Origin of the sequence: Pseudomonas sp. 5C2 (assembly GCF_034314155.1) — a bacterium.
GTDB lineage: Bacteria > Pseudomonadota > Gammaproteobacteria > Pseudomonadales > Pseudomonadaceae > Aquipseudomonas.
In genome coordinates this window covers 1358667-1371326 of sequence record NZ_JAVIWH010000003.1, presented here as the reverse complement: position 1 = coordinate 1371326, position 12660 = coordinate 1358667, and the positions used below count along the sequence as shown (strand labels likewise).

The 12660-nt window shown below is 58.6% G+C and carries 13 protein-coding genes and 1 tRNA gene; 13 read left to right on the top strand and 1 reads right to left on the bottom strand.

The window, feature by feature from the left end; all coding sequences use genetic code 11:
- Positions 1–198 precede the first annotated feature (198 nt).
- From RGU44_RS21120 to RGU44_RS21110, 3 genes are all read left to right on the top strand, one after another.
- Positions 199–939: a hypothetical protein gene (locus tag RGU44_RS21120; RefSeq protein WP_322277858.1), complete on the top strand. Its 741-nt coding sequence runs from the start codon at positions 199–201 to the stop codon at positions 937–939.
- Between the two features lie 39 nt (positions 940–978).
- Positions 979–1413 carry a hypothetical protein gene (locus RGU44_RS21115; protein WP_322277857.1) on the top strand — a complete coding sequence of 145 codons (435 nt, stop codon included), beginning with the start codon at positions 979–981 and terminating at the stop codon, positions 1411–1413.
- 388 nt (positions 1414–1801) lie between these two features.
- Positions 1802–2548: a hypothetical protein gene (locus tag RGU44_RS21110; protein WP_322277856.1), complete on the top strand. Its 747-nt coding sequence runs from the start codon at positions 1802–1804 to the stop codon at positions 2546–2548.
- Between the two features lie 101 nt (positions 2549–2649).
- Here the strand turns inward: RGU44_RS21110 and RGU44_RS21105 are convergent, their stop codons facing one another.
- A complete protein-coding gene (locus tag RGU44_RS21105) occupies positions 2650–4311 on the bottom strand; it encodes an OFA family MFS transporter (RefSeq protein ID WP_322177352.1) in 1662 nt (553 codons plus the stop codon).
- A gap of 255 nt (positions 4312–4566) precedes the next feature.
- Between RGU44_RS21105 and panM the strand changes: the two genes are divergently transcribed.
- The 10 genes from panM (at position 4567) to RGU44_RS21055 (ending at position 12554) form a co-directional block, all read left to right on the top strand.
- Positions 4567–4983: an aspartate 1-decarboxylase autocleavage activator PanM gene (gene panM, locus RGU44_RS21100; protein ID WP_322177351.1), complete on the top strand. Its 417-nt coding sequence runs from the start codon at positions 4567–4569 to the stop codon at positions 4981–4983.
- 93 nt (positions 4984–5076) lie between these two features.
- Positions 5077–7308 (top strand): AsmA family protein, encoded by a 2232-nt coding sequence (locus RGU44_RS21095; protein WP_322277855.1) that lies wholly within the window; start codon positions 5077–5079, stop codon positions 7306–7308.
- Positions 7305–8372, top strand: a complete 1068-nt coding sequence (gene mutY, locus RGU44_RS21090; RefSeq protein ID WP_322277854.1) for an A/G-specific adenine glycosylase — start codon at positions 7305–7307, stop codon at positions 8370–8372. Before RGU44_RS21095 ends, mutY begins: the two co-directional genes overlap by 4 nt.
- A complete protein-coding gene (locus RGU44_RS21085) occupies positions 8369–8641 on the top strand; it encodes an oxidative damage protection protein (protein ID WP_219063674.1) in 273 nt (90 codons plus the stop codon). Before mutY ends, RGU44_RS21085 begins: the two co-directional genes overlap by 4 nt.
- A gap of 101 nt (positions 8642–8742) precedes the next feature.
- Positions 8743–8818: transfer RNA gene (locus RGU44_RS21080), tRNA-Phe, on the top strand.
- Positions 8819–9025: 207 nt separating this feature from the next.
- Entirely contained in the window at positions 9026–10228 is a 1203-nt protein-coding gene (locus RGU44_RS21075) for a tyrosine-type recombinase/integrase (protein WP_322277853.1), read from the top strand.
- Between the two features lie 123 nt (positions 10229–10351).
- The gene (locus tag RGU44_RS21070; protein WP_322277852.1) at positions 10352–11365 is read left to right on the top strand and encodes a hypothetical protein; all 1014 of its coding nucleotides are present in this window, start codon (positions 10352–10354) and stop codon (positions 11363–11365) included.
- Positions 11366–11526: 161 nt separating this feature from the next.
- Complete coding sequence (locus RGU44_RS21065) at positions 11527–11781, top strand: helix-turn-helix transcriptional regulator (protein ID WP_322277851.1); 255 nt, start codon at positions 11527–11529, stop codon at positions 11779–11781.
- The gene (locus RGU44_RS21060; protein ID WP_322277850.1) at positions 11782–12084 is read left to right on the top strand and encodes a helix-turn-helix domain-containing protein; all 303 of its coding nucleotides are present in this window, start codon (positions 11782–11784) and stop codon (positions 12082–12084) included.
- The gene (locus RGU44_RS21055) at positions 12081–12554 is read left to right on the top strand and encodes a Rha family transcriptional regulator (protein WP_322277849.1); all 474 of its coding nucleotides are present in this window, start codon (positions 12081–12083) and stop codon (positions 12552–12554) included. The genes RGU44_RS21060 and RGU44_RS21055 overlap by 4 nt, the downstream gene beginning before the upstream one ends.
- Positions 12555–12660: the final 106 nt, after the last annotated feature.

Here is a 12660-nt window from a genome sequence, read left to right as displayed (position 1 = left end):
CCGGGGGCTTTCTCATGGCAGGCCAACTTAGGCCTCCCATTTAATTTTTTTGTCTTGGCCAGTTTTGTGTTGCCGCTCATCGGTGGATTGATAGTTATGTCGATGGGCGCTGAGTTGCCCGAGGTTTGGGACGTGATCGTTGGGACGCACCGCGCTGGCTGGGGAATGACTGTGGGAATCAGCTTTTTTGCACTCGCCATGGCTTTCCTAATCTGGTTCTACGTCCACAACAAATACGAGGAAATCATCCCAACCCGTTTCAACCGTCAACGCCGTGAAGTGTGCTTCATGCCCGAGGATGCTGAAGTGCCGGTTTTCGTTCCGTGGGAATCCCTCTCGGCCTGGGTCATAGAAGCTCAAGGCGTCAATCAATACGGTGTGCAGCGTCAGTACGGGATGGGTTTGGGCTTTTTCTATAATGATCGGGTGGTCAGCGTCGAGTTTTCCTGCGCCGCACTGCCCATCGCCATCAGCCACTGGGAGGCCATCCGCGCCTACATGGAATACGAAGTCCACACCCTGAAAGAGATCACCGACCCTCTAGACCTGCAAGGCCCCGATGACCCGCCCCACGAAGGCCTGCACACCTTCCGCAACGCCCGCGCTCGCCTGCATCAGGAGATTCGCGACAAGCAGCGCGGCTGGGTCTATGGCTTCTTCTGGTACCTGTTTCACGTCATGACCTTCTGGACCTTGCCGTTTTACCTGACTGAGTGGGAGGTTGGCCGGGTCAAACGCATGGCTCGTCAAGCGCTGCCAGAGGCGATGCGCGACTGGTCGGAACCGCTGCCCAAAGAACAATGGGCCAAGCCCAGCCCCGAGTTGCTGCGGATGAGCGCTCAGGTCCGGGCGCTGCACACACGTCATCCACAACGCCCGATCACCGATATTTTCGCCGAGGTTTATCGCGCCGAGAAGTCGGGGAAGCGCAGCGCATGATGGGCAGTCATACCGACCCGCTAAAGCTGGAGGGCGCTGATGAGTAAGTCGCCTGAAGTTGAACGGGGTGGCACCTCGCGCTACAACCGCCACAACACCTCGCATCGCCTGAGCATCGCTGCGTATCGGATCATCACCGCCCAGTGGGACCGCGGCTTCGACAGCGACCAATGGGCCATCGTCAGTGAGCGGGTGATCGCCAGCCTGCGGGTGGTGCAGTCCGCGCCATTGATACTTCGGCTGGATTACCCGGATGAATGGGAGAGACCCTCGACCGTGGCCAAGGCCGCACTGATCCTGGCTGTCGCCGTGCAAACCTACGACAACGAGGGTGAGGCCCAGACGCATCTCTACCACCTGCGGCTGGACCCTAATGGCGAAGGTGTTTTCCCGGTGGCACCCTTTGAGCCCCGATACGGTAAGGCGGAGCTGTTGACGGTTGATCCGCTGACACTGGAGGGCGCTGATGAGTAAGGCGCCTGAAATCACCCTGCCCGAACCCCAGCTTCATCTTCAGCAACCCAAGCAGGCAGGTGATGTGGAGCCGTTTCCCAGCGGTCGCATCACCTACTTGGCCCCATTGCCTTTACCTACACAGCTGCCGCCGCAATGTCCCTATGTGGGGGAGCTTAACGACGTTTATTTGGATTTCGGATTGGGTTCACCACAGGCTTTTTCATGGCAGGTCACCTTGGGTGGCCCATTTAATGGTTTTGTCATGATCAGTTTTCTGTTGCCGCTGATTTTGGGGTTGATAGGTCTTTCGGTCGGCTATAGCTCATCCGAGGCTTTGGAAGTTATCGCTGGAACGCACCGAGCTGGCTGGGGGTTAAGTGTGGGAGTTAGTTTGTATGCTCTTGCTATGGCGCTCCTCATCTGGTTCTACATGCACAACAAATACGAGGAAGTCATCCCAACCCGTTTCAACCGTCAACGCCGTGAAGTCTGTTTCGTCCCCAACGACGAAAGCGAACCCGTGATCGTGCCTTGGGAATCGGTCACCGCCTGGGTGATTCAAGCCCAGGGCGCCAATCAATACGGCGTCCAACGTCAATACGGCATGGGCGTGGGTTTTTACCATGAGGCCAGCGGCGAGCGTTTTACCTTGGAGTTCGTCTGCCCCGCACTGCCCATCGCCATCAGCAACTGGGAGGCCATCCGCGCGTACATGGAGTACGAAGTCCACACCCTGAAAGAGATCACCGACCCGCTCGATCTACAAGGTCCCGACGATCCACCCCACGAAGGCCTGCACACCTTCCGCAACGCCCGCGCTCGCCTGCATCAGGAGATTCGCGACAAGCAGCGCGGCTGGGTCTATGGCTTTTTCTGGTACCTGTTTCACGTCATGACCTTCTGGACCTTGCCGTTTTACCTGACTGAGTGGGAGGTTGGCCGGGTCAAACGCATGGCTCGTCAAGCGCTGCCAGAGGCGATGCGCGACTGGTCGGAACCGCTGCCCAAAGAACAATGGGCCAAGCCCAGCCCCGAGTTGCTGCGGATGAGCGCTCAGGTCCGGGCGCTGCACACACGTCATCCACAACGCCCGATCACCGATATTTTCGCCGAGGTTTATCGCGCCGAGAAGTCGGGGAGGCGTAGCGCGTAATTATGGTTACTCTGAAACCAACGCCTGCATCATACCCCAGACGTTCATGTGGCACTTAAATCAACACCCGTGCCACACAAACGCGCGTTTACAGTCGGCTGTCAGTGAAACAACACGGCCGTTTTTTGCAGGGTGACCCACACGCCCCAAGTCAGCGGGATGCCTACCGCCAACCAGGCCGCGACGACCAGAGGCATGCTGGCAGGCGAAGCTTTCCACTCCAGCACGGTGGTGTGATCCGCACCGGCATCGTGACCGTAGGATTGCTCCACAGCCAACGCTTCGTCAGTCATGAAATGCTTATCGGCCACCGGACGAATCAGCAGGTTGCAGATAAAGCCCAGCACCAGTAGGCCCGCAAGGATGTACAGGGTGATGTCGTAGGCGTCAGCGCGCGCAACGCCGATGCTCAACTGATACTCACGCAAGTAGGTGACCAACACCGGACCCAATACGCCCGCTGCGGCCCAGGCGGTCAGCAGACGACCATGAATCGCGCCGACCATTTGCGTGCCAAACAGATCCGCCAGATAAGCCGGAACAGTCGCAAAACCACCACCGTACATCGACAGAACCACGCAGAACGCTGCCACAAACAGTGCAATGCTGCCCAAGTGACTCAACGAAGGCACTGACGCGTAGAGCAAAAAGCCCAGAAAAAAGAACACGAAGTACGTGGCTTTACGGCCGATGTAATCGGAAAAAGTCGCCCAGAAGAAACGTCCACCGATGTTGAACAAGCTCAGCAAACCGGTAAAACCCGCAGCGATGGCAGCAATCTGCCCCAGTTGAACGGCGTCCAGTTGGCCATACGCCAAACCGTTGCCGAGCAATTTACCGGCGAACACTTCCTGCAGCAGTGGCGAGGCCATGCCGAGGATGCCGATGCCCGCCGACACGTTCAGGCACAGCACCAGCCACACCAGAGCGAACTGCGGAGTTTTCCACGCCACGCTAACGTGCACATGGCGGTGAGTAATCATCGCGTTGCTGGCTTTCTTTGCCGGAGCAGTCCAACCCTCAGGCTTCCAGCCGGTCGGTGGAACGCGGTAACCCAGGGCACCGCCGATCATGAAGACAAAATAGATCGCCGCCATCACCAGGAAACTCTGCCACACACCCGCACCAGCGGGCGAAGCAAAATGGCCCATCAAGGCTGCAGCCAACGGTGCGCCAACCATTGCCCCGCCACCGAAACCCATGATTGCCATGCCGGTCGCCATGCCGCGCTTGTCCGGGAACCACTTGATCAGCGTCGAGACTGGCGAGATATAGCCCAACCCCAGGCCGATACCGCCGATCACACCGGAGCCCAGCCACATCAGCCAGATCTGGTGGGTATAAATACCCAGCGCGGAAATCACCAGCCCGCCGCACCAGCACAACGCCGAAACGACGCCCGCCTTACGCGGACCGGAATGCTCCAGCCAGCCGCCCCAAATGGCTGCGGAACAGCCCAGGAAGATGAAAAACAGGGTAAAAATCCAGCTCAGCATCGAAATCGGCCAGTCGCAATCCGATGCAAACACCTGGGCCAGGAAGCTCATGTTCGGCGCGCAAGCAACCGGCGCGGTCATGCCAATGGCTTTGGACAGCGGCAACCAGAACACCGAAAAACCATACGCCATGCCGATGCACAGATGGATGGCCAATGCTGCTGGGGGTACCAGCCAACGGTTGAAACCGGGCTTGGCGATGATGCGTTCTTTGGACAAGAACGCGGGCTGCGCGACAATGCCGCTCAGCGTAGCGTGTGTGTTCATTATTATTTCCCCGGATTGGATGTAGCTCGCAAGGCAATTACGTGTTTCACCCACAACCTTCCATGCACGCAGGCAACGCTTGTCTTATCGGCAGAGATCCCCCAGACGTGACAAAAAGACGCAGGAGGACTGACGATGGCCCAGAGGGTACCATCACGGCCTCTACGGAAGGCTATATGCCAGCACCTTTATTCGCGCTGTCTGGCCCTAATGCCACTACGCTCTACACCACTCACGCTTGATCGAGGAAACGTAATGCCCATCGTCATTGAGTCCGTACATTCAGCCTCCTATCAGGATCAGGAAGATCTGCAGAAGATTTACCGCGATGCACCGGAGTGGCTGCTTGCACCGTTTGGCGATAGTCAGGCGTTGATCACCGCAGGCCTGAGCAACGGCAGCTTGCTGGCTGCTCGGTTCAATGACCGCCTGTTGGGTGCCGCTCGCGTGCAACGCCAGGGCAACGTCTGGCACCTGTCGCAGCTGTGCGTACGCAAGCTCACCCGGCGCCGGGGGGTGGCCGAACGCTTGCTGGTCGAGGCGCAAAGAATGGCTCATGAGGCGGGTTGTGAACTACGCCTGCTGGCGCCAGTCGGACAACTGGAGGCTCAGGCGCTGGCGGCTAAACTCGACTTGCAACTGGACGCGCAACAGGCCCTGAACCAAGGGTAAGTCACACCCGGAGGCATCGGCAGCCCGGTTACTGTTTGTGGAGGCTATACTCGCGGGCTAAATTTTGAATGATTCAATTACAAGGACTCGCCCATGAAAGCGTTCGGCAAAATCCTGGGTCTGGTTATTCTCGGGCTGTTGCTGATCATCGTGGCTCTGGGCTTTGCTCTGAGCCATCTGTTTGATCCCAACGACTATAAAGACGAGATTCGCCAGCTGGCACGCGACAAGGCCCACCTAGAGCTGACACTCAACGGCGACATCGGCTGGAGCCTGTTCCCCTGGCTTGGGTTGGAGTTGCATGACGCCAGCGTGGCGACCCTGACCGCCCCCACCAAACCCTTTGCCGACCTGCAGATGCTCGGGCTCTCCGTGCGCGTCCTGCCGCTATTGCGCCGCGAAGTGCAGATGAGCGATGTCCGCGTCGAAGGCCTCAACCTGACGCTGAACCGCGACGAAAATGGCCATGGCAACTGGGAGGACATTGGGCGTCCGGCACAGCCCGCAACGCCGCCCCCGGTTGAACCAGGCGCAGCCGGTCAGACTGCACAAGGCACGGCAACAACGCCGGAAAAAACCTCGCAACCGATCAAACTGGACATCGACAGCCTGACCGTCAACAACGCGCGCATCGACTTCAACGATGCCAAGAATGGTCGGCAATTCAGTGCCGAAAGCATTCAACTGAGTACCGGCGCAGTGCATGAAGGGACCAACATCCCGGTCAAACTCACCGCCTTCTTCAGCACTAACCAGCCGGTGATCCGCGCCAAGACCGAACTGGCCGGGCAACTGCGCTTCGATCGTGTGCTCAAACGCTACCAATTCGAAGACATGCGCCTGTCCGGCGAAGCATCGGGCGAACCGCTGGACGGGAAAACCCTGACCTTTGCTGCACAAGGGCAACTGCTGGTGGACCTGGCAGCCAACGTCGCGGAGTGGAACGGCTTGAAGCTCTCAGCCAACCAACTGCGCGCCTTGGGCGAACTGCACGTTCGCGACCTGGACAAGACACCACAGCTCAGTGGCGGCCTGTCCATCGCGCAGTTCAACCTGCACGATTTCCTCGAAGGTATCGGTCAACCGGTACCCGAGATGGCCGCAGGCAGCCTGAACAAGTTCGAAATGGTCAGCCGCCTCACCGGTAACCCGACCAGCATGGCCTTCGAAGACCTCAACCTGAAGGTCGACGACAGCACCTTCACCGGACGCCTTGCCGTCGACGACTTCGCCAAACAGGCGCTACGCGTCCAGCTCAAGGGTGACACCTTCGACGCTGATCGCTATCGCCCGGGCAAGTCCGAAGCCGCCAAAAGCGCTGGCGCAGCACGTAAATCCGAAGTTGAGAGCACCCAAAGCCAGGCCTTTGCAGCGAGTGGCGGCACAACCCCGCTGCCGAACGCGCCGACGCAAGGCGCATGGAGCAACACCCAGCTACTGCCGCTGGAGCGCATGCGCACACTCGATGTCCAGGCTGATCTCAACTTCGGCACGCTGACCCTCAACAAGCTGCCGATCCAGAATGCCGTACTCAAAACCCAGGCCCAGGCCGGGCAGATCACCCTCGAAAGCCTGCGTGGCGATCTCTACAACGGCAATTTCGAAGTCAAAGGCAACCTTGACGTGCGCCCGGACATTCCGCTGATGCGCGTGCAAACCCACATCGCCAAAGTGCCGGTCGAACGCTTCATCCAGAGCAAGGACCAAACGCCGCCGGTCAAAGGCCTGCTGACCTTGAGCAGCGACCTGACCAGCAAAGGCAACAGCGAAAAAGTCCTGATCGACGGACTCAACGGCACCGCCAGCTTCATGCTCAACGACGGCGTGCTGGTCAACGCCAACCTGGAACAACAGCTTTGCCAGGGCATTGCCAAGCTCAACCGCAAAACCCTCGACAGCGAACCGCGCGGCAAGGACACCCCGTTCCAGCAGCTCAACGGCAATCTGGTCTTTCATAACGGTGTCGCCAGTAACCCGGACCTCAAAGTGGGCATTCCGGGGCTCACGGTCAAAGGCGATGGTGACGTAGACCTGCGCGTTCTGGGCATGGATTACCGCATCGCCATCATCATCGAAGGCGACAAGAGCGACATGCCCGACCCAGCGTGTCAGATCAACGAACGCTACGCCGGTATCGAATGGCCCGTGCGCTGCCGTGGTCCTTTGGAACTGGGCGCCAAAGCCTGCCGCCTGGACAACGAAAAACTGGGCCAAGTCGCGGCGAAACTGGCCGGCGACAAGCTCCAGCAGAAAATCGAAGACAAGCTCGGCGATAAAGTCAGCCCACAACTCAAAGACGCCCTCAAAGGTCTGTTCAATCGATGAAACCCGAGCAGTTTTCAGCGGCCGTACTGGAATGGTATGACGATCACGGTCGGCATGACTTGCCTTGGCAACAGGGCATCACGCCGTACCGGGTATGGGTTTCGGAGATCATGCTGCAGCAGACGCAAGTCAGCACCGTGCTCAATTACTTTGACCGGTTCATGGATGCGCTGCCGACGGTCCAGGCCCTGGCCGATGCACCGGAGGACGAAGTACTCCACCTGTGGACCGGGCTGGGCTACTACACCCGCGCACGCAACTTGCAGAAGACTGCAAAAATCGTCGTGGCATACCACGGCAGCGAGTTTCCCCGCAATGTCGAACAGCTCACAGAACTGCCGGGGATCGGTCTTTCTACCGCCGGTGCAATCGCCAGCCTGAGCATGGACCTGCGTGCGCCGATCCTCGACGGCAACGTCAAACGCGTTCTGGCGCGCTACACCGCCCAGGAGGGCTACCCCGGCGAGCCGAAGGTCGCCAAACAGCTATGGGCCACGGCTGAGTGTTTTACCCCGCAGTCACGGGTCAATCACTACACCCAGGCGATGATGGACCTGGGCGCGACCCTGTGCACCCGGAGCAAACCGAGCTGCCTGCTCTGCCCCCTGGAAAAAGGCTGTGAAGCGCACCTGCTCGGGCTGGAGACTCGCTACCCGATCCCCAAGCCGCGTAAAACCATCCCACAGAAGCGCACGCTGATGCCGATGCTCGCCAACCGCGACGGCGCCATTCTGCTTTACCGGCGCCCGTCCACGGGGCTCTGGGGCGGCTTGTGGAGCCTGCCGGAGCTGGATCACTTCAGCGATCTGGAGCATCTGGCGAATCAACATGCCCTGGAACTGGGCAACCACCACGAACTGCCAGGCCTGATCCACACCTTCAGCCACTTCCAACTGAGCATCGAGCCGTGGCTGATACAGGTCGAAGAGTCCAGCCACCACGTGGCCGAGGCCGACTGGCTCTGGTATAACCTCGCCACCCCACCGCGCCTGGGCCTTGCTGCCCCGGTGAAGAAGCTGTTGAAACGCGCAGCCGACGTATTGAACGCAGGAGAGTTGTCATGACCCGCACCGTGATGTGCCGCAAGTACAAAGAAGAACTGCCAGGCCTTGAGCGCCCTCCGTACCCAGGTGCCAAAGGCGAAGATATCTTCAACCACGTCTCACTAAAAGCCTGGGGCGACTGGCAGAAACACCAGACGCTACTGATCAACGAACGTCGCCTGAACATGATGAACATCGACGACCGCAAATTCATCCAGGGCGAGATGGACAAGTACCTGTCCGGCGAAGAATACGCCCAGGCCGAAGGCTACGTTCCCCCAGAGAAATAAGCGTTTCCAGCAGGTAAGGGTCGTAAGCGACGGTAATAACTGAAATTTTTTTAACAACACGCTTGACGACCCCCTGAAAAACAAGTCTAATGCGCCCCGTTGCCCAGATAGCTCAGTCGGTAGAGCAGGGGATTGAAAATCCCCGTGTCGGCGGTTCGATTCCGTCTCTGGGCACCACCTTTCGTTTTCAGGTGGTTCCAACAACACCTGAAAGCAAACGAGAAGCCCGCTTAGTGCGGGCTTTTTGTTGTCCAGCGTTCCCAAGGGTTCTCTTGTAAGCCCGGACGATTGTGAGTAGATTCGTGAGTAGATTCAGTTCGGTCTAGAAATCTACTCACACCCTGCGGCGAAACGCCCGCCCGGTGCGGCCCGCAGGAGGCTGCTTTGTCACTCTCAGACACCACCATCCGCACCGCCAAGCCAAAAGAGAAGCTGTATCGTCTCAGTGATGCCAACGGGCTTTGCCTGGAAGTCACGCAGACTGGCTCCAAACTGTGGCGGTACCGCTATCGCTTCAACGGCAGCGCAAAGATGCTGGCGCTTGGCTCATACCCCGCAATCACGCTGGCAAAGGCTCGTCAGTTACGCGACGACGCGCGCCAGTTGATCGTCGATGGCGTCGACCCTGGCCAACACAAGAAAGCCGCCAAGCAAGCACAGGCTGTCGAAGGCGTTACCTTCGAGTCGCTGGCGCGAGAATGGTTTGCCTATAACTCCCCTCGCTGGGCAGAGAGCACCACCTACAAGGCCAAGCTGTACCTTGAAAACGATTTGATACCCGGCATCGGCGCCCGCCCGGTGAAAGCGATCACCCGCCCCGATCTGGTGGAACTGGTGCGCAAGGTCGAAGCAAGGGGCACGTTGAATGCCGCCGGCAAGATCCGCCAGTGGCTACACCAGATATTCCGGTACGGGTTGGCCAAGGGCGTCGTGGACGCCAACCCGGCCACCGACCTGAGCGTAGTAGCGGCGCAGGCCAAAGCCGCCCGCCACCATCCGCACGTCAGCTTTGCCGAATTGCCCGAGCTGCTTGGTAAGTCTGACGCCGCCAAAATTCATATCCTGACTCGCCATGCCATCAAACTTCTGGTGCTGACCGCCGTTCGCCCTGGTGAGCTTCGCCAAGCGCCGTGGTCGGAGTTCGATTTAGATGCCGCGCTCTGGACGATTCCTGCCGCCCGCATGAAAGCCCGTCGCCCCCATGTTGTGCCACTCCCCCGCCAGGCCGTCACTATCTTGCGCCAGCTCCATGAGGTGACCGGGCATTACTCACTGGTATTTGCTGGCGCCAATCCTGAAAGGCCGATGAGCGAGAACACTGTAAACAAGGCTCTGCGCCAGATGGGGTACGAGGGTCGGCAGACCGGGCACGGGTTCCGCCACCTGCTAAGCACCGAGTTGAACGGGCGCGGGTATAATAAGGATTGGATCGAGCGCCAGCTCGCCCACGGCGACACTGACGAGATTCGCGGCACCTACAACCACGCAGCCTACGTGGCGCAGCGCAGTGAAATGATGCAGGCGTGGGCTGATTCAATCGATGCGGTGTGCGCTGGCGCCAACGTTGTGAGCATTAAACGCGCTTGAAAGCATTGAATTTAGATAAATCTTTCCCAATGAGTCTCAAGGGTTCCTTTTTCAAGTGCGGGACGGTTACCATATCGACCACGGCTGGATATTCGTACAGCTGACAATATATGAGCTAGCCAGATGGCGGGAGTCGGTCGAGACGAACAGTTAGAACCTTTCGGGCGTATCAGGCTCGATCGGATCTATGGCGACTGGGCTTCAGGCCATCATTTAAATCCTCGCCTGCTCGCTTCCGAGCTCGCCGCTACACTCGCGACATGCGCTCTACCAAATCAGCCCATTCAGACTATGCATGCATCGGTCTTTTCTAAGGGTCGATCGGACAGAACCATTCCAGTTACTTTTGACGCGCTCGCCGCTTACTTCGACTCTGCTAGTACCGGGCAGCAAGCCTTAACAATCGCAACAAGTTCAGGGCCCGTACCAGCCGCTAGCGTTCTGATATGGCGGAAGTGGATTGAGCGTCTTGTCGATGAGGCTACCGAGCGCGCCGAATATGCAGCAGGTATCGCCCAGCCGGCCAACGACAGCGGAACCCTTGCACTTGTGATCAACGGCTCTGCAGCTGCGAGTCACGAACTGCCGCTCCCGCGCCTGTCAGGCAGCGCACCCGCCATCCTTAAGGCGCACCAGGCTCAGTTACGCCGCGAAGGCGAGAAGAGCGCCAGCGAGCAGCTTGATGAAGCGCAGGCCGGGCGGGAAAAGGCAGAGCAAGAGCTGGTAAAGCTTTCGGCTCAGCTCGAAATCACAGCAGCCCAAAATCAACACCTAATGGACGAGCTTGAACTCCAGCGCCGCGAGCTTAGCGAGGAACGTCGAGCCAGGCTCGAAGCGGAAGACGAAAATATCCGCATGGAGGAACAGTTCGAGCAGGTAATGGGGCTTGCAGAGTTCATGAACCAAGACAATCAGCTTTCGCCACCCGATGGGCGCTTAATTGTTGAATGCTGGTGCGATGTTACACAGAACGGCGCAACCGCCCCGGGCATTGGCTGGAGTACGATTGTCACTAGGTGGTTCAAGGCAAGAGGAGTGACTCTCCCTGCTATAAAAGTGAAGTTATTCGTCATTGCACTTGCAGGATCTGATCGTAAAAAGGGTGGAGCTATAGCGAGATCAGGTAATAAGGGGTAACAGGTTAGAAGTCACGCCCTTACTGGCCTGCAGAGATTTTCGTTGTCGGAAATTAAGCCACCGGTGACACGTTAACTCCCACCTGTTACCTATTCCGATTCCGTCTCAACCGCCAGCATTTCCATCGTCGATTACCCAAACCGCCCTAGGAGGCGCAGACGATGGCAAACACAGCCCACCCTATCCGCAAACAAACCGAACAATCCTCAGCCCAGCCTGGGCGGACACTTCGCTTCATCAAGTTGGCCGAAGTCCGCAGCCTGACCACTATTTCCACATCCGAGATTTACCGCCGCATTGCAGCAGGGCGCTTCCCCAAGCAGGTAATGCTCGGGCCGAAGTCCGCCGTCTGGATCGAGGCCGAGGTTATTGCCTGGTGCGACTCGCTTGTCGCCCTGCGAGCGGAGGCGGCCTAAATGACAGACAAAAAAATGGCCGACCAACAGGCCAGCCACGAAAACACTCACGTCGATAATACCAGCGGAACGGCGCAGCGCGCTCGCCTTTTGGAGCGCCTGCAAAAAGGATCGATCGACACTTTCACCGCGATTCGCGAACTAAACATTGTTAGGCCTGGCGCTCGCATCAATGAACTGCGCCAGCTCGGCCATAAGATCCTGACGCACCGCCTCGCCCTTACCGACGATCAAGGCCGCACGCACCGCCGCATGGCTCTGTACTACCTCAGTACCAACCCGCCAGTCGGGGTGACTGCATGAGCGCTATCGTCCTGATCCAATCCAAAGGCGAGCCCCGCGTGGATAGTCGTGTGCTGGCCGAGCAGTTGGGTACGCAGCACAAAAGCAGCATTGAGCTGATCGATAAATACGCCGACAAGATCCGTCGGTTTGGCCATCTTCCGTTTCAAACCGAAGTTGGTAAACGTGCGCAGGGGGGCGGCAAAGCTGAACGCTTCGCCCTACTGAACGAGGATCAAGCGTTCTTCCTACTGGCGCTGTCTCGCAACACTGATCGCGTCGTGGAGCTGAAGTCGAGTCTGATAATGGCATTCCGTGAAGCCCGTTACGGGCACGCCTGCCAGACGCTGGAGGCTCGCAAGAAGGAGGCGAGCCAGAGCGGTAGTCGGCTGGCTCATTGGCGCTATGACAAGCCAGGCATGCATCAGCACGTCGCCCACTTGAGGGAGCAACTGAAACTGCCCCTGGCACTGGAAGAGGCGCGCCCATGAACACCACTCAATCATTCCCGAGTGTTGCCAAGTTCGCACATCGGCGGTATGGTGCGCCCGTTGCTGCAAAATCAGCGACCGGGTTTGGCGACCCGATGAATTCAAG